The organism is Promicromonospora sp. CA-289599, from assembly GCF_050936155.1.
In the GTDB taxonomy this organism is placed as follows: Bacteria; Actinomycetota; Actinomycetes; order Actinomycetales; family Cellulomonadaceae; genus Promicromonospora.
The window spans coordinates 4,787,788-4,811,210 of the sequence record NZ_JBNJNI010000001.1; the positions used below are offsets into that span (position 1 = coordinate 4,787,788).

The 23,423-nt window shown below is 72.2% G+C and carries 21 protein-coding genes; 14 read left to right on the top strand and 7 right to left on the bottom strand.

What is annotated here, in order from left to right; translation table 11 throughout:
- The first annotated feature begins 13 nt into the window (after positions 1-13).
- Together ACQEVI_RS21355 and ACQEVI_RS21360 are read left to right on the top strand one after the other, a co-directional pair.
- Positions 14-577, top strand: coding sequence for a TetR/AcrR family transcriptional regulator (locus tag ACQEVI_RS21355; RefSeq protein WP_432902476.1), 564 nt, complete (start codon positions 14-16; stop codon positions 575-577).
- 212 nt (positions 578-789) lie between these two features.
- Positions 790-1,263 carry a DUF1801 domain-containing protein gene (locus ACQEVI_RS21360; RefSeq protein WP_432902478.1) on the top strand — a complete coding sequence of 158 codons (474 nt, stop codon included), beginning with the start codon at positions 790-792 and terminating at the stop codon, positions 1,261-1,263.
- 30 nt (positions 1,264-1,293) lie between these two features.
- On the opposite strand, the gene ACQEVI_RS21365 is transcribed toward ACQEVI_RS21360, so the two are convergent.
- The gene (locus ACQEVI_RS21365) at positions 1,294-1,701 is read right to left on the bottom strand and encodes a VOC family protein (protein WP_432902480.1); all 408 of its coding nucleotides are present in this window, start codon (positions 1,699-1,701) and stop codon (positions 1,294-1,296) included.
- Positions 1,702-1,773: 72 nt separating this feature from the next.
- On the opposite strand from ACQEVI_RS21365, the gene ACQEVI_RS21370 reads away from it, so the two are divergent.
- From ACQEVI_RS21370 to ACQEVI_RS21380, 3 genes are all read left to right on the top strand, one after another.
- On the top strand, positions 1,774-2,352 hold the full coding sequence (locus ACQEVI_RS21370; RefSeq protein WP_432902482.1) for a TetR/AcrR family transcriptional regulator: 579 nt from the start codon (positions 1,774-1,776) through the stop codon (positions 2,350-2,352).
- Positions 2,353-2,499: 147 nt separating this feature from the next.
- On the top strand, positions 2,500-3,978 hold the full coding sequence (locus tag ACQEVI_RS21375) for a GntP family permease (protein WP_432902484.1): 1,479 nt from the start codon (positions 2,500-2,502) through the stop codon (positions 3,976-3,978).
- A complete protein-coding gene (locus tag ACQEVI_RS21380) occupies positions 3,975-4,481 on the top strand; it encodes a gluconokinase (RefSeq protein WP_432902486.1) in 507 nt (168 codons plus the stop codon). The genes ACQEVI_RS21375 and ACQEVI_RS21380 overlap by 4 nt, the downstream gene beginning before the upstream one ends.
- A gap of 21 nt (positions 4,482-4,502) precedes the next feature.
- Here ACQEVI_RS21380 and ACQEVI_RS21385 read toward each other — a convergent pair whose 3' ends face one another.
- A complete protein-coding gene (locus tag ACQEVI_RS21385) occupies positions 4,503-5,792 on the bottom strand; it encodes a cytochrome P450 (RefSeq protein WP_432902488.1) in 1,290 nt (429 codons plus the stop codon).
- 171 nt (positions 5,793-5,963) lie between these two features.
- Here ACQEVI_RS21385 and ACQEVI_RS21390 point away from each other — a divergent pair, with 171 nt between their 5' ends.
- Positions 5,964-7,160 (top strand): sulfotransferase family protein, encoded by a 1,197-nt coding sequence (locus ACQEVI_RS21390; protein ID WP_432902490.1) that lies wholly within the window; start codon positions 5,964-5,966, stop codon positions 7,158-7,160.
- Positions 7,161-7,234: 74 nt separating this feature from the next.
- On the opposite strand, the gene serA is transcribed toward ACQEVI_RS21390, so the two are convergent.
- Together serA and ACQEVI_RS21400 are read right to left on the bottom strand one after the other, a co-directional pair.
- On the bottom strand, positions 7,235-8,473 hold the full coding sequence (gene serA / locus ACQEVI_RS21395; RefSeq protein WP_432902492.1) for a phosphoglycerate dehydrogenase: 1,239 nt from the start codon (positions 8,471-8,473) through the stop codon (positions 7,235-7,237).
- An 86-nt stretch (positions 8,474-8,559) separates the two neighbouring features.
- Positions 8,560-10,815, bottom strand: coding sequence for a HelD family protein (locus tag ACQEVI_RS21400; RefSeq protein ID WP_432902494.1), 2,256 nt, complete (start codon positions 10,813-10,815; stop codon positions 8,560-8,562).
- Positions 10,816-10,936: 121 nt separating this feature from the next.
- Between ACQEVI_RS21400 and ACQEVI_RS21405 the strand changes: the two genes are divergently transcribed.
- From ACQEVI_RS21405 to ACQEVI_RS21425, 5 genes are all read left to right on the top strand, one after another.
- Complete coding sequence (locus ACQEVI_RS21405; protein WP_432902495.1) at positions 10,937-12,331, top strand: PP2C family protein-serine/threonine phosphatase; 1,395 nt, start codon at positions 10,937-10,939, stop codon at positions 12,329-12,331.
- Positions 12,328-13,977, top strand: a complete 1,650-nt coding sequence (locus ACQEVI_RS21410; protein WP_432902497.1) for a sensor histidine kinase — start codon at positions 12,328-12,330, stop codon at positions 13,975-13,977. Before ACQEVI_RS21405 ends, ACQEVI_RS21410 begins: the two co-directional genes overlap by 4 nt.
- A gap of 94 nt (positions 13,978-14,071) precedes the next feature.
- Positions 14,072-14,491: a response regulator gene (locus ACQEVI_RS21415; protein WP_116677634.1), complete on the top strand. Its 420-nt coding sequence runs from the start codon at positions 14,072-14,074 to the stop codon at positions 14,489-14,491.
- A 151-nt stretch (positions 14,492-14,642) separates the two neighbouring features.
- The gene (locus ACQEVI_RS21420; protein ID WP_432902499.1) at positions 14,643-15,572 is read left to right on the top strand and encodes a proteasome assembly chaperone family protein; all 930 of its coding nucleotides are present in this window, start codon (positions 14,643-14,645) and stop codon (positions 15,570-15,572) included.
- 334 nt (positions 15,573-15,906) lie between these two features.
- Entirely contained in the window at positions 15,907-16,110 is a 204-nt protein-coding gene (locus tag ACQEVI_RS21425) for a cold-shock protein (protein ID WP_116674592.1), read from the top strand.
- A 71-nt stretch (positions 16,111-16,181) separates the two neighbouring features.
- Here ACQEVI_RS21425 and ACQEVI_RS21430 read toward each other — a convergent pair whose 3' ends face one another.
- Positions 16,182-17,159, bottom strand: a complete 978-nt coding sequence (locus tag ACQEVI_RS21430) for a spermidine synthase (protein WP_432902501.1) — start codon at positions 17,157-17,159, stop codon at positions 16,182-16,184.
- 100 nt (positions 17,160-17,259) lie between these two features.
- Between ACQEVI_RS21430 and ACQEVI_RS21435 the strand changes: the two genes are divergently transcribed.
- The 3 genes from ACQEVI_RS21435 to ACQEVI_RS21445 all read left to right on the top strand — a co-directional run bounded on the left by ACQEVI_RS21435 (position 17,260) and on the right by ACQEVI_RS21445 (position 19,600).
- The gene (locus tag ACQEVI_RS21435) at positions 17,260-17,721 is read left to right on the top strand and encodes an SAV_6107 family HEPN domain-containing protein (RefSeq protein ID WP_432902503.1); all 462 of its coding nucleotides are present in this window, start codon (positions 17,260-17,262) and stop codon (positions 17,719-17,721) included.
- Between the two features lie 105 nt (positions 17,722-17,826).
- Positions 17,827-19,068, top strand: coding sequence for a DNA polymerase IV (locus ACQEVI_RS21440; RefSeq protein WP_432902505.1), 1,242 nt, complete (start codon positions 17,827-17,829; stop codon positions 19,066-19,068).
- Between the two features lie 106 nt (positions 19,069-19,174).
- On the top strand, positions 19,175-19,600 hold the full coding sequence (locus ACQEVI_RS21445) for a DUF3040 domain-containing protein (RefSeq protein WP_432902507.1): 426 nt from the start codon (positions 19,175-19,177) through the stop codon (positions 19,598-19,600).
- A 204-nt stretch (positions 19,601-19,804) separates the two neighbouring features.
- Here ACQEVI_RS21445 and ACQEVI_RS21450 read toward each other — a convergent pair whose 3' ends face one another.
- Together ACQEVI_RS21450 and ACQEVI_RS21455 are read right to left on the bottom strand one after the other, a co-directional pair.
- Positions 19,805-22,096 carry a transglutaminase domain-containing protein gene (locus ACQEVI_RS21450; RefSeq protein ID WP_432902509.1) on the bottom strand — a complete coding sequence of 764 codons (2,292 nt, stop codon included), beginning with the start codon at positions 22,094-22,096 and terminating at the stop codon, positions 19,805-19,807.
- Positions 22,093-23,406 (bottom strand): DUF58 domain-containing protein, encoded by a 1,314-nt coding sequence (locus tag ACQEVI_RS21455; RefSeq protein WP_432902510.1) that lies wholly within the window; start codon positions 23,404-23,406, stop codon positions 22,093-22,095. The genes ACQEVI_RS21450 and ACQEVI_RS21455 overlap by 4 nt, the downstream gene beginning before the upstream one ends.
- Positions 23,407-23,423: the final 17 nt, after the last annotated feature.

Genomic DNA, 23,423 nt, shown 5'->3' on the forward strand with positions numbered 1-23,423 from the left:
ATAGAATCAGGACATGGCAGCTCACACCGATCCGCGGTATCTCCGCAGCAGGGCGGCGATCCTCGACGCCTCGCGCGACCTGCTCGTGGAGCTCGGGCCCACCGCGGTCACGCACGCGCAGGTCGCCGAACGGGCGGGTGTCGGCCGGGCCACCGTCTACCGGCACTGGCCCCGCAGCGACCAGCTCCTCGGCGAGGCCATGGCCACCGTCCCCCTGCCCTTCTTCGACGCGCCCACCGTCCCGGCCCGGGACTGGCTGCGCGCCGAGCTGACGGCGCTGGCGCGCCAGCTCGAGCACGACACCGTGCGCGCCGTGGCCACCACGCTGGCGAACTCCGCGCTGTGGGACGCGAACATGGACGCCCGGCGGGAACGCTTCGCGTCCATCCTCATGGAGCGCCTTGCCGCCGCCCTCGAGGGCGCCCACAAGCGCGGCGAGATCACGCTGAGCACCGATCCCCGGTCGGCCGCCGCGCTCGCCATCGGCCCTCTCCACTACCGCAGCACCATCGAGCACGGCGACATCGACGCCGACCTCGTCGAGGCCGCCGTCAACGCCGTCGGGACGTGGAGGTGACGTCGCCTGCGCCGTGCGGTCTCCCGCGGAACGTCGTCCGGAAGTTGCTAGGGCTCGGCCGCTACCTGCTGGAGCGCGTCACCTGGTCGCAGAAGGTCACCAGGCCAGTGCGTCTCAACCTCGCGGGTATCGGTCAGGAATCGAGAAGCCGCCCACCACGCGAAAACCTAACCTGGCGGGTGTAGCCGGCACCCGCACCAGGAGGAACACCGATGACCGACGCACCTGCCGCGAAAGAGAAGGATGGGTTCTCCGCCCAGGAACGCGCAGCGATCAAGGCGCGCGCGGCGGAGCTGAAGGCCGAGGCGAAGCGTGCGCGCGGGGCCGAGAAGGCCGCCGCCGAGGAGGCCGACGTCCTGGCCAAGATCGCCGAGATGCCCGACGGCGACCGGGAGGTGGCCGAACGAGTGCATGCGATGGTGGCGACGGTGGCGCCGGAGCTCGCGCCGAAGCTGTACTACGGGCAGCCCGGGTACGCCCGCGGTGGCAAGGTGGTCTGCTTCTACCGCAGCGGACAGCTGGACAAGGAGCGCTACTCGACCTTCGGGTTCAGCGCCCAGGCGCAGCTGGACTCGGCGGACGGTCTCTGGCCGACGGCGTACGCGCTGGCGGACCTGTCCGAATCCGCGTGGGAGCGTCTGGGCGGGCTCGTCCGGCAGGCGGCCGAGGGTCCGGGCGCCGGCTGACCCGGACCTCCGCGCGGCCCGGGCCCGGGCTCACGCCTCGGCGTAGGCGTCCGCGTACTCGGCGGTGGGCGGGATGGGCTGGATGACGTCGAGCAGGACGCCGTCCGGTGCGGCCACGATGAAGTGCCGCTGCCCGAAGTCCTCGTCGCGCAGCGGCAGCAGCGGCTCCAGCCCGGCGTGGCCGGTCAGGCGCTCGTGGACCTCGTCGGCGTCGTCGACCTCGAGGTTGATCAGGACTCCCCGGGGCAGGGCGTGGTAGCCCGCCGGGATCGTGGGGTGGTCGTGGGCGACGAGCGCGAGCTCGAACGTGCCGAGCCGCAGGCTGACGTACCAGTCGGAGTCGTAGGTGACCTCGAAGCCGAGCAGGTCTCGGTAGAAGGCCGCGGCGGCGGTGACGTCCCGCGACATGAGGACCGGGTAGAGGCCGGTGGCGTTCATGGGGAGCTCCTTTAAGTACAGTGTGTATGTAAGTCCCAGATTACATACACTCCGTACGTAAAGGAAGTGCTCTTGCCTCGCGCCTCAGCGGCCGACGCCGCCCAGACCGCCCGGACGATCCTCGCCTCGGCCACCGACCTGCTCGCCGCACGTGGCTTCGCCGCGGTCTCGCTCGACGACGTCGCCGGCGCGGCCGGTGTCACGCGCGGCGCGGTCTACCACCACTACCGGAGCAAGGCGGGGCTCTTCCGCGCGGTCGCGGCGCGGCTCCAGTCGGAGGTCGCGGAGGCCGTGGTGGCGGCAGCCGAGGGCGCCGGCGCCGACCCGCGGGCGCAGCTGCGCGCGGGCTGTCACGCGTTCCTGGACGCCATCACCGCCGCCCCGGCGGTGCGCGTCCTGCTCATCGACGCCCCGGCCGTCTTCGGCTGGGAGCAGTGGCGCCGGCTCGACGCGGAGAACTCGGCGGTTCACCTGCGTGAGGCTCTGTCCGACGCCGGCGTCCCCGCCGGGCTGCTCGACGCGACGGCCGCCCAGCTGTCCGGCGCCATGAACGAGGCGGCGCTCTGGATCGCCCAGCAGCCGCGGGGTGCCGAGGCGCGGGACGCCGCGCACCAGGTGCTGGACAGGGTGCTCGCGGCCGCCGTCGACTGACGCACGGAGGGGGCACGCGTTGCCAGACCTAGGTCGCCCGAGCTGATCACCTGGCAAAACGCTCGACGGTTCTGCTCCGTCGCCGTAATTCACCCTGCTAGTGTCGAGGCGATCACGTGAGCCAGAACGGACCGCGAGGAGGCGGTGATGACCGAGATCGAACCGGTCTACGGGGCGGGCATCCTGCTCCTGATTGCGGCGGCTGCGGTCGCCTTGCTCCTGTTCCTGATCATCCGGCTCAAGCTGCACGCGTTCGTCGCGCTCGTGCTCGTCAGCCTGCTCACGGCGGTCGCCGCGGGAATCCCGATAGCGGACGTCCCCGCCGCGCTGCTGACCGGGTTCAGCGGGACGCTGGGCTCGGTGGCCCTGTTGGTGGGCTTTGGCGTCATGGTCGGCAGGCTGCTGGAGATCACCGGCGGCGCGCAGGTCCTGGCCGACACCTTGATCGCCCGGTTCGGCGAGAAGCATGCGCCGCTCGCTCTGGGCGTCGCCGCGCTCATCTTCGGCTTCCCGATCTTCTTCGACGCCGGCCTCGTGGTGTTCCTGCCGATCATCTTCACCGTCGCGCGCCGGTTCGGGGGCGGCATCCTGCGGTACGGGCTGCCCACGGCCGGTGCGTTCGCCGTCATGCACGCCGTGGTGCCACCGCATCCCGGGCCGGTCGCGGCCGCCGCCGCGATGGGCGGGAACATCGGCCTCACCCTTCTCTTGGGTGTGCCGGTAGCGGTCGTCGCATGGTTCCTGGGCGTCCACTACGTGGCCCGCCACCTGAGCGCGCGGTACGTCATCGACATCCCGACCGCGGTGTTCGGCCGGATGAACGGCGGCCGGGACCAGGACGCCGACGGGGGCACCGGAGACGGGGGCACCGGAGACGGGGGCACCGGAGACGGGGGCACCGGAGCGGGCGGCGCGTCGACGGCCACCGCCACCCAGGCGCCACCGCGGTTCGGCACGGTCCTGTTCCTCCTGCTCCTGCCGCTCGTGCTGATCTCGCTCAACACCGTGGTGGACACCCTGGTCAAGGCGGAGGTCGTCGCCGAGGGCCAGGCCTGGGCCAGCGCCCTGATTCTGCTCGGCCAGACCCCGATCGCCCTGCTCATCACCGTGCTGGTGGCGCTCGCGGTGCTGTCCCGCGGCCGGTTCTCGATGGGCCAGGCCACCGGCATCCTGGACGACGCCCTCGGCCCGATCTGCTCGATCATCCTGATCACCGGGGCGGGCGGCATGTTCGGCGGGGTGCTGCGCGCCAGCGGCATCGGCTCGGCGCTCACCGAGGCGCTGTCCGACCTGGGCATGCCGATCCTCCTGCAGGCGTTCTTCATCGCGACGGTGCTGCGCGTCGCCCAGGGCTCCGCGACGGTCGCCCTGACGACGACGTCCGGGCTCATCGCGACGCAGGTGGCGGCGGAGGGCCTCAGCGACGTCAAGATCACGCTCCTGGTCTTCGCGGTCGCGGCCGGCGCGACCGTCCTGTCGCACGTCAACGACTCCGGGTTCTGGCTCGTGAGCAGGTTCTTCGGCATGGACGTCAAGACGACGCTCAAGACGTGGACCGTCCTGGAGACGACCCTCGGCCTCGCCATCTTCCTGATCGCCGCGCTGCTCTGGCTGGTGACCGGATGAGCACGCCCCGGCACATCGTGGTCATGGGCGTCACCGCGACCGGCAAGACGACGGTCGGCCGCGCGCTCGCGGCGGCGCTGGGCGGCGTGTTCGTCGAGGGCGACGCGTTCCACCCGGCCGCGAACATCGAGAAGATGTCGGCGGGGATCCCGCTGGACGACGACGACCGGCGTCCGTGGCTGCGCGCGCTCGCCGACGAGATCGCGCGGCTCGACGCCGCGGGCGAGATCTCGGTGACCGCCTGCTCCGCGCTGCGCCGGGTCTACCGCGACTGGCTGCGCGAGGGCCATCCGGGGCTGTTCTTCGTGCACCTCGACTCGACGTCCGAGGTGCTGCTCGACCGGATGCGGCGTCGTACCCACTTCATGCCGCCGTCCCTGCTGCAGTCCCAGCTCGACACCCTGGAGCGGCTGGAGCCGGACGAGGTGGGCGTCGTCATCGACGACACGCCGCCGGCCGACGTCGTGATCGCGACCAGCCTCGCCGCCGTCCGGGCGGAATGACGGTCCCGGAGACCCGGGTGCCTACAGTGCGAACCCCTCCGGGGGCCAGCCCCCGGGGACGGGCTGCTGGAGCGGCGACGGGAACGTCACGGGCAGCCGGGCCGGGAAACGCATCCACGGGCTGGTCGCCCACTCGACCTTGTCGGGGTCGCCGACGAGCGTGACCTGCAGGCGCTGCAGCAGCTCCGCGACCGCGATCCGCGCGATGACCCGCCCGAGGCGCGGCGCGGGGCACCGGTGCGGACCGGCGCCGAACGACAGGTAGGCCCGGTTGCCCACGGTGTCCCACGGGTCATCGGTCTGGACCCGCGGGTCGTGGTTGGCCGCGTGCACCCCGACGATCACCGCCGCCCCGCGCTCGATCACCTTGTCGCCGATGGTCACCTCGCGCGTGGCGAACCGCGGCATGAGGTTGGGGTTCGTCGTCGAGCGCCACAGCACCTCGTCGAGGGCGTCGTCGATGTGCAGGCGGCCCCCGGAGACCCGGTGGGAGAAGCGCGGGTCGCTCAGCACCAGTGCGAGCGTCTGCGCGATCCAGGCCAGCAGCGACTCGTTCGCCGCCAGCGTGATGGCGGTCAGGGTCTGTGCGCGTTCCAGGTCGCTCTCGAAGTTGTCGTGCACGGCGAGGATCCCCGCGATGTCGCGGGTGCCGAGCTCCCTGCTGTGGGCGATGTGCTCGGTGACGATCTCCAGCAGCTCGACGGTCCGCTCGCGCGCCGCGGCCCCGGACTCGAAGATCGCCCTGGTGATCTCCTGGAGGCGCTGCGCCTGTCCCGGTTCGAGCCCGTCGAGCTCGGACAGGACGAGGAACGGGACGACCGCCGCGTACTCGGCGACCAGGTCCGCTCGGCCGCGGTCCTCGAACCGGTCGATGAGCGACCCGCACAGCCGGCGCGTGATCGCACCCGCCCGGGCCTCGTCGACCTGACCCAGCGCGTCGTCGACGGGCGGCCGCATGCGGGCATGCTTGGCGCCGTCGGCGTCGGCGAGCGTGGGTTTCGGGGCGCGGGGGAGCACCAGGTGGAGCGCCGACTGCGGGCCGAGCAGGTTCTCGGCGTGCCCGTGCCAGATCGAGGGGTCCTTGATGAAGGTGCGGTCGTCCCGCAGCACGCCCACCGCCTCGTTGTGACCGAGCACGAGCCAGGCCGGCACGCCCGGCTCCAGGTCCACCGGGGCGACCGTTCCCCACTGGAGCCGCAGCCGCTCGTACACCTCGTTGGCGTCGGCGGCCGCCGTCGTCTCCACGAGGAGCGTGCGGTCACTGACGTCACCCAGCCGTACCAGCGGGCCCGACGGCGGTCGTGCGGTCACGATTCCCCTCTCGACGACAGCCCGGCGCGGCGGTGTGACGCCGCGCACGAGCACTCGCTCCGGATGTTAGTGGACGAACACTCCGGACGGGCGAAACAGCTTCGTCACGATCCGGTCGGGCCGGTGCCCGGTGGCTTGTCGCCACCCGTCGGTATGGGCAGGATGTGCGCCATGCCCCAGGCCACACCACTGCTCCGACTCCTCAACGTCCTGCTCGCACCCGGTATGCGCACCCGCAAGGACCCCGACGCCGTCTTCGAGCGGCTGCTCCAGGAGGTCCAGGAAGGGCGCGTCCCGCTCGGCGCCGACGACCTCGCCGCGCTCGACGGGCTGCGGCTGCTCCTCGCCGACCACGCCGCCAACCCCGACCTGAGCGGCATGGGCTGGATGAGCACCCAGCAGCAGATCCGGGAGCGGCTGGACAACCGCGCGGTGGTCCGCGACATCCAGGCGAAGCACCCCGGGGTGCGCGACGAACCGGTGACGGCGCCGGTGTTCGTCGTCGGCCTGCCGCGGACCGGGACCACGCTCACGTACAACCTGATCGCGCGCAGCCCCGGCAACCGCGGCCCCAAGCTGTGGGAGATGACCAACCTCGGCCTGCCGCGTCCGGAGGCGGAGCGCGAGAAGCTGATCGCGCAGGCCCGCAAGCGGTTCGCGACGGTGGCGAAGCTCAGCCCCGCGTGGGCGCACCTGCACCCGCTGGTCGCCGACAGCGAGGAGGAGGACTTCATGCTGCGCGCCCACACGGAGATGTTCGCGACGTGGGGGCCCGCGCCGCGCTACCTGGACTACGTGGCGGACGCCGACCTCACCGCCGACTTCCTGTTCCTGCGCGATGCCCTGCAGGTCATCGCGGCGGGCGAGGCGCCGGACCGCTGGGTCCTCAAGCACCCGATGGACCTGTGGCGGCTGCCGGAGATCCTGCGCGCCTTCCCGGACGCACGGTTCGTCTGGACGCACCGCACGCCCGGGGCCGCCGTCGCCTCGGGCTGCTCGATGGCCGAGGCGACGCACACGATGTACATCAAGCCCGGCCGGATCGACCTGGCCCGGATCGGCCAGGAGTGGCTGGGCATCTCCGCGGGCGGGGTCGAGCGCGCGATCAAGCTGCGCGAACAGCTTCCCGACTCCGCTGTGGTCGACGTCCTCTACGACGACCTGCTCGCGGAACCGGAGACGGTGCTGCGCGGGGTCTTCGAGCGGCTGGACCTGACATGGGGCGAGCGGGACGACGCGAACCTTGCCGCATCGCTCGACCGTACGGGCCACCGCCCGCACGCGTACACGCTGGAGCGGTACGGCCTGACTGAGGCCAAGGTCGCGGAGGCGTTCGCGGCATACAAGATGCCGCCGTCAACCCTCTGACCAAACTGTTGAGTGCGTGATATTTGCCCTCCTGACAGCGTCAGGAGGGCAAATATCACGCACTCAACGAGGGGTCAGCGGGCGGCCGGGCCCGGGGGGAACTCCGGGCGCTCGAAGGCGTCGCGGATGCGGAGGCGGATCGTCGCCTCCAGGGCCTGGAGCTTCTTCGAGGCGCCGCGCTCGGTCACGTCGGAGATGTCGGTGACCACGTAGCCGATGTCGCCGCGCGTGGCGAGCATCTGGCCCTCGATGTTGGCGCCGTGGTCGGCGAAGATCTGGTTGACCGTGGCCAGGACGCCGGGCACGTTGCGGTGCAGCAGCTTGATCCGGCCGACGCCCGTGTGCTCGAGCTGCAGGTTCGGCAGGTTGACGCTGAGCATCGTCGAGCCGGTCGCCACGTAGTCGCTGAGCTTCTTGGCGACGAACTGGCCTATCGACTCCTGCGCCTCCTCGGTGGAACCGCCCACGTGCGGGGTGAGGATCACGTTCGGCAGGCCGCGCAGCACCGACTCGAAGGCGTCGCCGCGCTTCTTGGGCTCCTCCGGGAAGACGTCGACGGCCGCACCCGAGAGGTGTCCGGACGTGATGTGCTCCGCCAGCGAGTCGACGTCGACGACGAACCCGCGGCACAGGTTGAGGAAGATGGCGCCCTGCTTCATACGGGCGAACTGCTTCTCGCCGAACAGCCCCGCGTTGCCCGAGCGGCCGTCGACGTGCAGCGTCACGATGTCGGCGGTCTCGAGGAGCTCGTCGAGCGTCTCGGCGCGGCGGGCGTTGCCGAGCGCCAGCTTCTCGGCGGTGTCGTAGAAGATCACCGACATGCCCAGGTTCTCGGCGAGCACGGAGAGCTGCGAGCCGATGTTGCCGTAGCCGATGATGCCGAGCGTGCGGCCGCGCACCTCGTGCGACCCCTCGGCGGACTTGTCCCAGACGCCGGCGTGCAGGGCGCGGTCGCGCTCCGTCATCCGGCGGGTCAGGGAGATGATCTCGGCGATCGCGAGCTCCACCACCGACCGGGTGTTGGAGAACGGCGCGTTGAACACCGCGACGCCGCGGTTCGCGGCGGCGGTCAGGTTGATCTGGTTCGTGCCGATGCTGAAGGCACCCACGCCGACGAGGCTCGTCGCCTCGGCCAGGACGCGCGCCGTCACCTCGGTCTTGGACCGGATACCCAGGAGGTGGACGCCGTCGAGCGCGGCGATCAGCTCGTCCTCGTCGAGGGCTCCCTTGCGGTAGTCGACCTCGTACCCGGCCGATTCCAGGATCGGGACGGAGGTGGGGTGGACGTTCTCGAGGAGAAGGGCTCGCTGCACGCACCCATGGTGCGCCAGGGGAGGCAGAAGCAACAAACGAACGGGGGCCACGTCCCGCCTGCTGGGACACGGCCCCCGCAAAGGGGTCAGAACCCTTCCGGAAGGTCCCGGTTGTGCACCACTACCAGGCGCTGGGTCGGACGGGTCATCGCCACGTAGAGGTCGCTCGTCGCGCCGGCGCCCTCGGCGATGGCGGACGGCTCCACCAGCACCACCGCGTCGAACTCCAGGCCCTTGGTCTGCCGCGGCGCGAGCACCGTGACCTGCGCGTCCTCCGGGCGCTGCGCCGCCAGCCGGGCGGCCTCGGCGGCGCCGACCGCCTCGGGCAGGGCCGCGGCGACCGCCTCGGCAAGCCGCGCGACGCCGGCTGCCGGCGCCACGACCGCCACGCGTCCGGCGTCCGGTCCCACTAGCTCCTTGACGAGGGCGAGCGCCTCGGCGACGACCGCGTCGTCGTCCGGCAGGCCGTCGGGGCCCGGCGTGGTACGTACGGCGGTGAGCGAGCCCTCGACGTCGCGCGCCGCGCGCAGCTCCGAGACGGGCAGCCCGGCGGCCCGCGCGACGGCCTGCGCCGTGTCGGCGACCGTCGACGGCGTGCGGTAGGAGACGGTCAGCTCGGCGAGCCGCCACCCGTCGTGCAGCAGCGGCGTGAGCATGCGGTCCCAGTTGCGCGCACCCGCGGCGGACGACGTCTGGGCGACGTCGCCCACGATGGTCATCGAGCGGGTGGGCACCCGGCGGACGAGCGACCGCCAGGCCATGGGGGAGAGCTCCTGCGCCTCGTCGACGACCACGTGACCATAGGTCCAGGCGCGGTCGCCCGCGGCGCGTTCGGCGGTGGTCAGCGACGGGCCGCTCGCGGCGAAGCGGGAGGCGAGCATCTCGGCGTCCACCAGGCCGTCGCCCGCGCCCGTCGAGGAGAGCACCGTGCGGGCGTACTCGATCTCCCGCGCCTGCTCGGCCTCGCGGTGGCGGGCCTCGGCGAGCGCCACGGAGTCGTCCTCCCCGAGCAGCTCGTACGCCTCGTCGAGGATCGGCACGTCGGACTCCGTCCAGGGCGCGCCGGCCTCCCGGAACAGCAGGCGGCGCTCGCGTGCGGTCAGCTCCGGTGCGGCCTCGGCGAGCCGGTGCGGCTTGGCGTACAGGTCCCTGACCAGCTTCTCGGGGGTGATCGGCAGCCACGCGATGTTGAGCGCCACGCGGACCGTGCGGTCCGAGCGCAGGTCCTCGAACACCGAGGAGCGGTCCTCGCCCGACAGGAGTCCGCCCGTGAAGTCGCGGTACTGGTCGGTGAGGCGGTCGAGCATGTCGCGCACGAACGCGCCGCGCGCCAGGTTGTGCGGCTTGTGGGTGCGGCGGGCGCGGGCGATCGCGTCGGCGACGTCCTTGGGGCGGATCACGAAGTCGTGTCCCTCCACCCGTACCGGCGTCTCCTGCTCCGGCACGCGCTCCCGCGCCCGCACGGCGCGGCGGATGATCTTGCGCCACAGGAGCAGACCCTTGAGCCGGGCCACCTGCCCCTCGTCGACGGCGGTCGCCCGGATGCCGGGGATGAGGTCGCCGACCGTCGTGGACACGACGCCGGTCTCGCCCAGCGACGGCAGCACCTGGTCGATGTAGCGCAGGAACGCGCTGGACGGGCCCACGACGAGCACGCCCGACCGCTCCAGCAGGCGCCGGTGGGCGTACAGGAGGTAGGCGGCGCGGTGCAGCGCCACCGCCGTCTTGCCCGTGCCCGGGCCGCCCTGGACCACGAGCGCGCCCGACAGGTCGGAGCGGATGATGCGGTCCTGCTCGGCCTGGATGGTCGCCACGATGTCCGACATCCGGCCCGTACGGCCCTGGGCCATCGCGGCGAGCAGCGCGCCCTCGCCGGACAGGGCGTCGGGGTCGATCTCGGCGTCGAGGTCGAGCACCTCGTCCTCCAGGCCGGTCACCGACCTGCCCTTCGTCACCAGGTGCCGACGGCGGTGCACGTCACCCGGGTGCAGCGCCGTGGCGCGGTAGAAGGACTCGGCCGCCGGGGCGCGCCAGTCGGTCAGGATCGAGCGGTGCTCGGCGTCGGTCAGGCCGATGCGCCCGACATACCGCGTGGCGCCGTCCGCCAGGTCGAGACGTCCGAAGACCAGCCGGTCCTCCACCGCGTCGAGCTGTGCGGCCCGGTCCTCGTAGAGGGTCGCGAAGGCGTCCCGCTCGCTGCGGTTCTGGTGCGTACCGCTGGCGCCCGCCAGGCGGACCCCTCGCAGGCGGTCCGCCGTGGTGCCCCGAAGGGTGTCCAGACGGACGTACATCGTGTCGACGACTGCCTGCTCGTGGGCGAGCTCGCCCGCGATTCCCGTCACGCCATACCTCCGTGGTTCACCAGCGAAAAAACCTCGGTCAGAATCAACCGGCCGACCATTATCGCGCACCTGTCGGCCTGTCCGCTGACACGGCGTCATCTCGCTGGATAGGATCGCCGCCATGGCACTGGGCGGGGCAGGTTCTGCGGGGCCCGGGAGCGGGCTCGGACCCGAGGTGCGCCCGGCCTGGATCGACGGTCCGATCTCGGTGCTGCTCGTCGAGGACGACGACGCGGACGCGTTCCTGGTGAGCGAGCTGCTCGCCGACGCCGACGTCGAGGCGGACCTGCGCGCCGAGCTGCACCGGGCGCGCTCCGTCGACGAGGCGCTCGGGGTCCTCTCGATGGTGGCGGTGGACTGCCTGCTCCTCGACCTGGGCCTGCCCGACGCCGAGGGGCTGGGCGCCCTGCGCCGGGTCATCGACGGCATCGACGTGCTGCCCGTCCAGCCCGCCGTCGTGGTGCTGACCGGGAACACCTCGCACGACCTGGGTGCGGCCGCCGTTGCGAACGGCGCCGACGACTACCTGGTCAAGGGCGAGGTGGACGGCGACGCGCTCGCCCGCTGCCTGCGGTACGCGACGCTGCGGCGCCGGTCCGCCGCCCAGCAGATCGCGCTGTACCGCAGCGAGGTGCGCGCCGCCGAGACCACCCGGCTGGAGCGCGCGCTGCTGCCCAAGGAGCTGGTCACCGACGAGAAGGTCTCGGTGATGGTCGGCTACCTGCCCGGCGGGAACGGGCTGCTCGGGGGTGACTTCTTCGACACGGTGGAGCGTCCCGACGGCACGCTCGTCACGGTCATCGGCGACGTGGCGGGGCACGGACCGGACGAGGCGGCGCTCGGCGCCGCCATGCGCACCGCGTGGCGCACGCTGGTGCTCGCGGACACCCCCGCCGACAACGTGCTGCCGCTGCTCGAGCGCGTGCTCCTCGCGGAGCGGGGTCGGCCGGAGGTGTTCGTCACGATCTGCCAGGCGGTGATCTCACCGGACCGCGCACGCATGGACGTCTACCTCGCCGGTCACCTGCCGCCCCTGCTCGTGGTGCCCCGGACCTCCACCTCCGCGGATACAGGCTCCGCGGCGCAGGTGACGCACCACTGCGAGGAGCTGCCCTCGGCGCGGCGAGGCCGAGCCCTGGGCATCCCGGTGGACGGCGGCTGGTCGGCGCACACCGTCCAGCTGCCCGAGGTGTGGACCGCCGTGCTCTACACGGACGGGCTCGTCGAGGCCGCGGTCGGGGCCGACCCGAAGGGCACGCCCGTCCTGGCGCCCAGCGCGCACGGCCGCATGCCGCGGCTCGGGGCGCACGGGCTGCGCAGCGTCGTGGAGCGCGAGATGGACCAGGGCACCGACGAGGTGGTGACCCGCGTGCTGCGCCGCGTACGTGAGCTGCACGGCGGGCCTCTCGTCGACGACGCCGCACTGCTCTTCGTCGGCTGGGCCGGCGCCGGGGCGACCGGGCCGCCGGAGCGCACGTCGACGCTCGCCGACTCGGTGGAGTGGTCGCGCGCATGACGGTGGCTCCGGACGAGCACCGGTTCACCGGTGTGTCCATGCGTCGCCGGCTCGCCCGGCTCCTGGGTGCGGTCGCCGCCATGCTCATCATCGCGCTCGCGGTGGCGGTGCTCGCCCTGGTCCAGTCGCGCAGCCTCGACGCCCGGGCCGACGGCCCGTACTACCGAGCGCTGGTCGACGGCGAGCGCGCCTCGCTCGCGCTGGGCGACGCCGAGGCCTCGCTGCGCGCCTACCGCGCCACGTGCGACGACGCGGCGCTCGAACCCTGGACCCGGGCGGTCGGGTCGAGCGGCCACATCACGCTCCTGGCCGACGTCGAACGGCGTGCGCTCGCGTCCGACGCCGAGGTGGCGCTGGCCCACGAGGAGGCGGTGCGCCGCACCGACGCCTGGTTCGAGGAGTACGCCGAGCCCGTGGTGGCTGCCGTCGAGGCGGCGCCGGCCGGCCAGATGGCGTGCCGGATGGAGCTGCTGGGCACCGCGCCGGCATCCGCCGAGGGTGACGCGCTCTACGACAGCGCCCGCGTCGCCGTCGTGCAGTACCTGGCCGAGCTGGGCGCGCAGCGCGACGAGATCATGGAGACCCGGGCTGTCTGGGAACAGCTCCTGCTGGGCGCCGTGGTGGCCCTGGTGCTCGTCGTGGTGCTCATGGGCACGATGATGTGGCTGGCCCTGGAGACCTGGGTCATCCGTCCGCTCACCACGCTCACCGCCGGCGTGCGGGTGGTGAGCAGCGGCGTGCTCGGCCGCGAGATCCGTCCGGTGGGTGCGGGCGAGGTCGCCCTGCTCGCCATGCACGTGGAGACGATGCGCCGCGAGCTCGTGCACCAGGTGGAGGAGATCCGGCTGTCGCACCAGGAGGTCGAGAACGCGCACGGCCTGCTCAGCGAGCAGGCGCGCGAGCTCGAGCGGTCCAACCGCGACCTCGAGCAGTTCGCCTACGTGGCCTCGCACGACCTGCAGGAGCCCCTGCGCAAGGTCGCGAGCTTCACCCAGCTCCTGCAGAAGCGGTACGGCGGCTCGCTCGACGACCGCGCCGACCAGTACATCGAGTTCGCCGTGGACGGCGCCAAGCGCATGCAGCGGCTCATCCAGGACCTGCTGAGCTTCTCGCGGGTGGGCCGGACGGGAGTGCCGCGCGAGGACGTGGAGCTCGAGGCGGTGCTGGCGGGCGCGCTGTCCGAGCTGTCCGAGCGGGTGGTGGAGACGCAGGCCGAGATCGTCCACGACCCGATGCCCGTCGTGCACGGCGAGCGGGCCCTGCTGCAGCAGCTGTTCGTGAACCTGGTGGGCAACTCGCTGAAGTTCCGCGACCCCGAACGGGCGCCCAAGGTGCGCATCGAGGTGCGGAGCATGCGCGCGCACTGGGAGATCTCCGTGGTGGACAACGGCATAGGCATCGACGCCCAGTACGCGGAACGGGTCTTCATCATCTTCCAGCGGCTGCACGCGCGTGACGAGTACGCGGGCACCGGCATCGGCCTCTCGCTGGTGAAACGCATCGTCGAGTACCACAAGGGCCGGATCTGGATCGAGCCGGCGGCCGGCGGCGGCACCATCGTGCGGTTCACCCTCGCCAGGCGGCAGGGGCAGCCCGGCGGAGGGCGCCTTTCGACCGAACGTGCGCAGTCGACTACGCTCGGATGAGGCGGCCTGACCAGGGCCGACGGCGGGTCGCGACGACGGGTCCCGTTGTTGCCGAATCCAGGGAACAGGTACGGGCGTGAGCGGTCACAAGGTGATGGAGATCCTCCTGGTGGAGGACGACCCGGGCGACGTCCTGATGACCCGGGAGGCGTTCGAGGACCACCGCGTGCCCAACAACGTCTCGGTGGTCGGTGACGGCGTCAGCGCGCTCGAGTTCCTGCGCAAGCAGGGGCAGTACGCCAAGGCCCCGACGCCGGACCTGGTGCTGCTGGACCTCAACCTGCCGAAGATGGACGGCATGGAGGTGCTCGCCGTGGCGAAGGGTGACCCCATGCTGCGGCACATCCCGGTGGTGGTCCTGACCACGTCCGACGCGCAGGAGGACGTCGTGGGCTCGTACTCGCTGCACGCGAACGCGTACGTCACCAAGCCCGTGGACTTCGACCGCTTCATCGACGTCGTCCGCCAGATCGACGAGTTCTTCGTCTCCGTGGTGCGCCTGCCCGGTCGGTAGGGCCTGCGCGACTCGGTAGCGGGTCGACAGGGTTCCCGCGACGCTTTGGGCGTAACGGGAAGACACCGGGCGGTCGCGGCGTTGGACCTCAGCAGAGCACCCGGTCACATCGGGTGATCGCCGAACCACTCCGACGAGCGAGGGAGCGCACGTGCTTGACCCCCAGGGCATCTACGACGTCGACGAAGCAGCGGTCGGGCGCACGCTGGGTCGCAGCGTGCCCGGAAGCACCGACGGGCCTGTTCTGCTGCACGCGGTCCGCGGGTTCGTGGACGCGGGCAGCGCGGGCGACATCGCCGTCGAGCACCTCGTCGACGAGTTCCGCGTCGAGCGCCTGGTGACGTTCGACGTCGACCAGCTGCTCGACTACCGCTCCAAGCGGGCCACCATGACCTTCGACTCCGACCGCTGGTCGGACTACCAGGCGCCGTACCTCGCGATCGACCACGTGACCGACGCCGAGGGCACCGGCTTCCTCCTGATGCACGGTGCCGAGCCGGACCTGCAGTGGGAACGCGTGGTGGCCGGCGTGATCCAGCTGGTCGAGCGCTTCGGCGTCAGCCTCGTCGTCGGCATCCAGGGCATCCCGATGGGTCTGCCCCACACGCGCCCGCTGTCCCTGACCGCGCACGCGACGCGGCCGGCCCTCGTCGACGACTACACGTCGTGGTTCGGCAGCGTGAAGGTGCCGGGCTCCCTGGCCGCGCTGCTGGAGTACCGGCTCGGCGAGGCGGGGCACGACGCGATGGGCTTCACGGTCCACGTGCCGCACTACCTGTCCCAGGCGCAGTACCCGCCGGCAACCGTGGTGGCGCTGCACCACACCGAGCGGGCCACCGGTCTCGACCTGGCGATCCCCAAGCTGGAAGAGGCAGCCACCGACGCGAAGATCGAGGTGGAGAAGCAGGTCGCCGACTCGGCCGAGATCGCGGCGGTGGTGAAGGCGCTGGAGGAGCAGTACGACGCCTTCGCCCGTTCCGTGGGTCGCCCGAGCCTCCTCGCGGAGACCACCCCGATCCCCAGCGCGGAGGAGCTCGGCGCGGAGTTCGAGCGGTTCCTCGCACAGCAGAACGGCGACTGATCCGGAAGTCCCGCGTGGGGTGCGTGCCGAGCAAGAGGTCGCGCGCCCCACGCGGGAACCGCAGGTCTGAGCCGCACAGCGGACGCCCGAGCCGGAGGCTGAGGCGCACACCACCTCCGTCGGAACGGGCCGCGCAGAGCCCGGTGTGTCATACCTGCGGCAGAAATGTGCCTGTTCCGTGGCACATTTGAGTGGTACGTGCCACACTGTCGCACGTTGCAGTGACGTACCAAGGCCACGTCCGCCGTGTCGTGAGCAAGCGGGGAAAGCATTGCGGCACGGGGGTGGGCAACGGGCCCGCCGTCGGTTCCCGGACGGAAGGTCGAAGGACAGCATGGCGCAGGGTTCTGTGAAGTGGTTCAACGCGGAGAAGGGCTTTGGGTTCATCGCCCAGGACGGCGGCGGCGCCGACGTCTTCGTCCACTACTCCGCGATCCAGTCCAACGGGTACCGGTCTCTCGAGGAGGCCCAGCGGGTCGAGTTCGAGATCACCCAGGGTCCCAAGGGTCCGCAGGCGGAAGCAGTAGTCCCGCTCTGAGGTATCTGTGAAAGGCCGCCGCCCCTCGGGGTGGCGGCTTTTTCGCGTCCGGGCCCGGGTCTCGGTCAGGGTCAGGGTGCGGCGGTCTCCAGCGGTGCCGCCGTGCCGGCGAACGCGGTGGCGTCGTCGCCCACGAGCAGGGTGGCCGGCACGGCGAGCGTGCGCAGGGCACGCCCCAGACGGGCCTCACGCAGGTCCGCCCGCACGGCGTCGCCCTCGTGCCCCGTGCGGGCCTCTGCGGCGCGCTGAGGGGCGTTGTGCGGCTCCCTGTCGTGGTGGGCCGCCGGAGGGTCCTTAGGCAGCTCCCGGACAGCGGCGAGGACCAGGTTGCCGTAGCGGCGGCCCTTGAGGATCGCCGGCTCGGCGACGGCGGCGAGCCGGCCCGATGCGGCGGCGTCCGGGCCGAACGCCTGGGCGAGGCTCGCGACCTCGCGGCGGGCGGTGGTCAGGGGCGGCTTGTCGGCGCAGTTGACCAGCAGGACGCCGCCCGGGCGGAGCACGCGGTGCGCCTCGGCGGCGAACCCGGTGCCCACGAGGTGGGCGGGGGTGCGGTCCCCGGCGAAGACGTCGCGGACCACCACGTCGTAGGACTCGTCGCGGGCGGACGTGAGTGCCCGCCCGGCGTCGTCGGCGCGCAGCCGCAGCAGGGGTGAGCGCGGCAGGGCGAACCACTCGCGGACGAGCTCGAGGAGCCGGGCATCGAGGTCGACGCCGAGCTGGCGGGAGCCCGGCCGTTCGTGCTCCACGTGCCTGGCGAACGCGCTGCCGGCGGCGCCGAGGTGCAGCACCTTGAGCGGCCCCGGTGGCAGCAGGGCGACGAAGGCGGCCATCTGCTGCATGTACTCGAAGTCGAGGAATCCCGGGTCCGACAGGTCGAGGCTGGAGCTCGGCACGCCGTTGACGTGCAGCGTCACCCGCTGCGGGAAGTCGGGGTCGCGAATCACCTCCGCGGTGCCGGTGCTGATCGGCACCGGGCCGACGGGCAGCTCGGCGGTGAGTGTCAGTGGTGCGGAGGAGGATGGGCTGCGTCGGGCGGAGCGGCGGGCCATGGGAACAGTCTCTCCCGGGTCGCCGGCCCGCTTGACAGGATAGAACGTATGTTCGATAGTGTCGCACAAGGGGTTCGATCGGAGGTTCGAGATGGGCACCATGCACTCTCAGAGCGCGCGGGACGTCGTGTCCGCGCGCATGCTCGTGCCGGTCCCGCCAGGCGTCAGCGCGCTGCTGCGCAAGGCGGACGCGGAGCTGGCCGAGGCGGCGCGGTCGACAGACCCGGGGGACCGGTTCGTCCACGCGCACCTCGCGGCGATCCGTTCGGCGGCCGCTGTCGTGGCGCTCCGTGGGCGGCCGTCGGCGCGTTCCGGCGCGCGGACGGTGTGGGACATGCTCGCGCACGCCGAGCCGGAGCTGGCGGCCTGGTCCGGCTACTTCGCGGCGGGGGCGCCCCTGCGGGCTGCCGTCGACGCGGGCCGCCCGGAGCAGGTGGAGCCCGCCCGGGCCGACGAGCTGCTCGCGTGCGCCGAGGACTTCCGGGACGAGGTGGCGATGCTCGTCGACCCGCAGGCCGGGTTCTCCGCGCAGCGCCTGACCCTGGTGCCCGAGGCGTCGTAGCAGGCGCGTAGCCGGCCGGGCGGGTGTGTCCTGCCTGGTCGATACCCGGAGCGATTCGCGGAGCACTGAGCAAGCACTGAGCAACAGCAAGAACGGAGCACGTTCGTGAGCAAGGGGCCGCGGTCAGCGGCAGCTAGACGCAACTGGGGATCGGACGAGTCCGGCTGCTCGGTGCTGCACCTGGACATGGACGCGTTCTTCGCGTCCTGCGAGCTGGCTCGCCGGCCCGAGCTGCGGGGCCTGCCGGTGATCGTCGGCGGACAGGACCGCGGGGTCGTGCTGGCGGCGACGTACGAGGCCCGCGCGTACGGTGTGCGGTCCGCGATGCCGATGACGCGTGCCCGCCTGCTGTGTCCCCGGGCTACCGTGATCAAGCCCGACCACACCCTCTACCACGACGTGTCCCGGTCGGTCATGGGCATGCTCCAGGAGGTCACCCCGCTCGTCGAGCAGATCAGCGTGGACGAGGCGTTCCTCGACGTGAGCGGCGCCCGGCGGCGGCTCGGCCCGCCCACGGTGATCGGGGCCGCGCTGCGCCGTCGCATCCAGGCCGAGCACGGCCTGACGGCGTCGGTGGGCATCGCTCGGAACAAGTTCGTGGCGAAGCTGGCCTCGACCCACTCCAAGCCCGACGGGCTGATGTTAGTGCCCGTCCAGGCCACGGTGGACTTCCTGCACACGCTGCCGGTCGGCGCCCTCTGGGGCGTCGGCGAGAAGACCGAGAAGGCCCTCGCAGCGTGGGGCATCACCACGGTCGAGGAGCTGGCGCACACGGACCTGGCGAGCCTGCAGACCGCCGTCGGGCGGGTGAGCGGTGCGCACCTGCACGACCTGTCGTGGGGTCGCGACCCCCGTCCCGTCGTGCCGGAGCACCGGGAGCACAGCATCGGGGCCGAGACCACCTTCGGCACCGACCAGGACGACGCCGTGGCGGTCAGCCGGCGGGTGCTCGAGCTGTCCGACCGGGTCGCCGCCCGTATGCGGCACCAGGGTGTCATGGCGCGCACGGTGTCCGTGAAGGTCCGGTCCAGCGACTTCGCCACGTTCACCCGATCGCGAACACTGGAGGGGCCCACCGACGTCGCGCGGGACATCTACCTGGTCGCTCGGGAGCTCGTCGCCGGGGTCGACCTGGGCGGGCTGCCGGTGCGGTTGGTCGGTGTACGGGGTGAAAATCTCCAGCAAAGAGACGGCTCCACGCAGCAGCCGACGCTCGAGGAAGCGGTCGATCCCCGCTCCGGAGCCCAGCGAGAGGCTGAACTTGCGCTCGACGCTGTGCGCGAAAAGTTTGGGAAAACAGCGATCGACCTGGGTGTACATCACAAGAACGGCGCGCATCGATACTGATCTGCCCCTATAGTCGCTGGTATGCCCGGGATGTCGACTACCAACGACGGCCGGGTCGTCCTATCCTGGAAGGGACACTGTTCCTTTGCGAGATCCGGGGGTCTCGATGCCTCTGTCCGAGTACGAGCAGCGGGTGCTGGAGCAGATGGAGCGTGCTCTGACGTCAGACGACCCGCGGCTTGCAAATACGCTTCAGTCCACAGGTCGGGGTAACGCTCTTCGCTATGTGCTGTCCGGGGCCGGCGTTGTCGTCGGTCTGCTTCTTCTTGTCGTAGGTGCGGCGACGTCACAGACCTGGCTCGGCGCCATCGGCTTCGTGCTGATGTTCGCAGGCGTGGTCTTCGCGTTCCTCGGACCGCGCAAGAAGCAGCAGGAAGGTCCGGTCGGCGTCGTTGCTGACGACGGCACGGTCCAGCCGCCGCACGGGGGAGCACGCAAGCCCCGTAGGCGGCAGGGCGGTGGCAGCTCAGGCGGCTTCCTGGCCCGGCTTGAAGAGCGTTGGGAGAACCGGCGCAACGAGGGCGGTCGCTAGCCGCCCGACAAACGTCGGTGGTCCGTCACCGGACCACCGACCCATGTGCGTGTCCGGCACAGCACGACGTGCCTGACACGGCCACATGAGAGGAGCCGGGCCCAAAGGGGCCCGGCTCCTCTCATGTGGCCGCGAACTCGTTGAGTGCTGGCTATTTGCCCTCTCCGAGGTCCGGAAGGGGCGAATACCCAGCACTCAACGGGGTCATGGCTTGCTGGTCAGGGCCTGGGTCAGGTCCGTCGTGATCGTTGTCGTCAGCTCCTCGAGCTCCTCCGGGGTGGGCGGCGTCGACGTGCGGGCGTAACGTTCCTCCTCCGCGGCGTCGGCCAGCGCGGTGAGCCGCTCGGCGACGTCGTCGGGCAGGGGTGTGCCGGTCCGGGTGCGCACCTCGTCCGCGATGAAGGCCGGAGCCCTGCGCAGGGTGACCGACGGGCCGAGGTGCACCTTCTGCTCCGCGAGCAGCGCCAGGACAAGTGACCAGGCGCGTTCGGGGTCGAGCACCTCCACCTCGGCGCGCCGGCGCAGCAGCAGCCATGCGGCACCGCCGAGCACGCCGAGCGCGATGATCACCGCGACGGCCCAGGCCCAGCCGGGAAGCGTCTGGTCGGAGACGTCGTTGCCGGACGACCCACCTGCCGTGGCAGCCGGGTTCGACTGCTCCGGGTTCCGGGTCGGCTGCTGCGTCGGCACCTCGTTGTCCCGTGGGGACGTGGGCGAGGCGCTGGGGACGCTGCCGACATCCGGGTTGGCGTACGCGGGCAGCGGACCCGTCTGGACCTGGGGCGTCGGCTCGAACCGGACCCACCCGACCGTCGGGAAGTAGATCTCCGGCCAGGCGTGCGAGTCCTGGCCGGTGACCCGGTAGCCGCCGTTGCCGTCGGGCCGCCCGGGCAGCCAGCCGATGCCGATCCGCGCGGGGATGTCGAGGCTGCGCGCCATCACCATCATGGACAGGGCGTACTGCGTGCAGTAGCCCTCCTTGTCCTGCAGGAAGTCCCAGACGGTGTCGGACGAGCCCCGGTAGTCGGCATCCGGGTTGTAGACGAACCCGGCGCCCGACCGCAGGTGGTTCTGCAGCGCGACCGCCGCGTCGAACCGGGTGGGTGCGTCACCGGCGATCTCGCGGGCGTAGTCGGCGATCTCGGCCTGGTGCTCGGTCTCGGGCACCACGGTGTAGCCGGACGATCGGGGGTCGCCGGACATCGGCGCGGCACGCAGCGCCTCCGGCGTCAGCTGCCGGTCGACGATCTCGACGCTGTACGGGGCGCCGGGCTGCGTGCCGCCCGGACCGCGTACCTCGTCCCGGATCGCGTCGTAGGCCCAGTCACCGCTGACGTCGACGGTGCGGGGTTCGAGCGGCAGCGGGAGCTCCGGGCCGGTGAGCTGACCGATCTGGATGTCCATCCGGCGGCGTTCGCCGGCGCCTCCCTCGTTCTCGGGCGCGAGGACGGTGGACGAGTCGAACTCGGCAAGGCCGCCCTCGGATACCGAGCGGTGGGTCTGGACGCCGTCGAAGGCCGTGAGGGTCATGACCCGCAGGGGGCCGACCGGTTCGTCGCCCGCGAGCGTGTACGTGAGCACGGTGCTCGTCGAGCGAGCACTCAGGGGCTGGCGCATGTCGAGATCTGATGACAGCTCCACCGTGTCGGACGGCGTGGAGATGAGCTGGCTCCACGTGCCGGCCAGGGCGGGCAGCGCGGCCATGCCCGTGGCGACGCCGAGCGATGCCGCCGCGACCGCCGCGGCCGTGACCGCGGTGACCCACGAGCGGAACCGCTGTGCGCGGCGGACCGCCGCGGAGTCGGACTCGCTGTGCCGGCCGGGGGTCACGCCTACGGGATCGACCGTGAGCAGCAGGAGCATCGCGGTGACGCTGATGAGGAAGACCTGCCACTGCACCTCGCCGATCAGCGTGAGGGGCGGGGTCCACAGGAGCAGCAGGGGTACGCCGGCGAAGCCGGGCATGCGGGCACCGGCGAGCGAGTCCACCACGAGCAGCACCAGCAGGGTGCCGCCCACGGCGACCATGCTGATGGCCTCACCCGGGCCGACCGGAGCGACCTGCGTGCTCATGGTCTCGGTGGCCTGCCGGAACCGCTCGATGACCTGGTCCAGGGAGTCCGGTCCGACGAACGGCTCGAAGCGCTGGCCGGGGCCGCCGTAACGGGCCAGCACGAACCAGCAGGCGACCAGCACGCCGGCCGCCGTCGCGACGAACGAGGCGTTGCCCGACGCGCGGTCGGCGGCCCGGTCGGCACTCAGGCCCTGGCCCGCGGCGCGGCGGGCCGCGGCCCGGTCGACGGCGGCCCGGAGGAGCAGGTAGCGCACCAGGCAGCTGGTGGCGGACACGAGGACGACGCCGGTGGTGCCGGCCGTGAGCCACGGCCCGGGGTCGATGACCAGGGTGAGCGCGTGCATCGACGCGATGACGGCGATGGCGACGAGGACGCCCGAGGCGACCGTGCGGACGAGCGGTCCGCGGTGTGCGGGGATCATCGTGCACGCTCCGCGAGCAGGGCCCAGGCGCGTTCCGGGTCGGTCCGCGCCTCCGACGTGCTGACCTGCCAGCCGGACGTGCCCAGCTCGGCTGCGGTCTCGTCCATCTCGTGCTGGAAACCGGCTCCTCGCGGGGTGACCAGGATCGCCCAGCACGTGCCCTCGGCGCCCAGCGCGGCGAGGTTGTGGCGGGCGTCGGGGTCGTGCGGGCCGAGGACGGCGATGACGATCTCGCCGGATGTCCTGGCGAGGCGGAGCGCACGCGCGGTGGTGCTGGTCGCGTGATTGCCCTCGGCGGACCCGCGGTGCCCGCGGATGTCCACGCAGGCGTCGAGCAGCGTCGACCGGCTCGCCCGGGTCGTCGCGAACCGCTCGCCCTCCAGGCTCGGGGCGACGGCGGTGGTCAGCAGGCGGGTCGGGTGCCCGGCGTCGAGGAACGACGTGGCGATCGATGCGGCGAGCTCCACGGCCCACTCGCCGTCGTCCACCGCTGCGGGACGGCGCGGGCTCCCTGCCTCCTGCGACGGCGGCAGCAGCGAGCGGTCGAGCAGGACGGTCACCGGGCGGACGCCGGCGCTCTCGTCGGCGCGGACCATGAGCTGGCCACGGCGCGCGGCGCTCGCCCAGTGGACCCGGCGCGGGTCGTCGCCGGCGACGTACTCGCGCAGCACTGAGTCGTCGGTCGACTGCAGGCGCGCGCCCGTGGCCGAGTGGTCGACGTCGCCCACCGATCGCGTGCGGACGGAGAGCTCGACCGTGCGCGGCCACACGGGCACGTGCGTCGCTGCGCCCAGCGGCTGGGTGGCGCGGACCAGGCCGAACACATCGGTCCGGGTGGTCAGCAGCGGGCCGAGCGACCAGCGGCCGCGCCGCGTCGGGGTCAGCGAGTAGTGCACGGTGATCCGGTCGGCGCGGGCGGAGACCCGGGCGCGGATGCCCTGGTGGCCGGCGAGCTCGTGCGCCGCCTGCTCGGACAGCCGCAGCCGGGATAGCCGTTCGTACGCGGCACCGCTGGCGTGGTGCGCGGCGACGAGCAGGCTCACCTCCGCGGTCCGGTCGCGGACCACCGGGTTCGGGGTCACGGCACGGGTCACGTGCAGGGCACCGCGCCCGGACTCGAGCCGCTGGGTCCCGATGGCCACCCAGGCCACCGCGACGGCGAGCAGCGCGGCCGCGCCCAGCCCGACGACGTCGGGCAGGGCGAGCACCAGGCCGAGGGGCACCATCGCACCACCCAGGCAGGCCGCTCCGATGCCTCGCGGGGTCAGCCTGACCCGGCTGATCCGGACGAGCGTGTCACGCCACCTCATGTGCTTGTCGTCCTGGC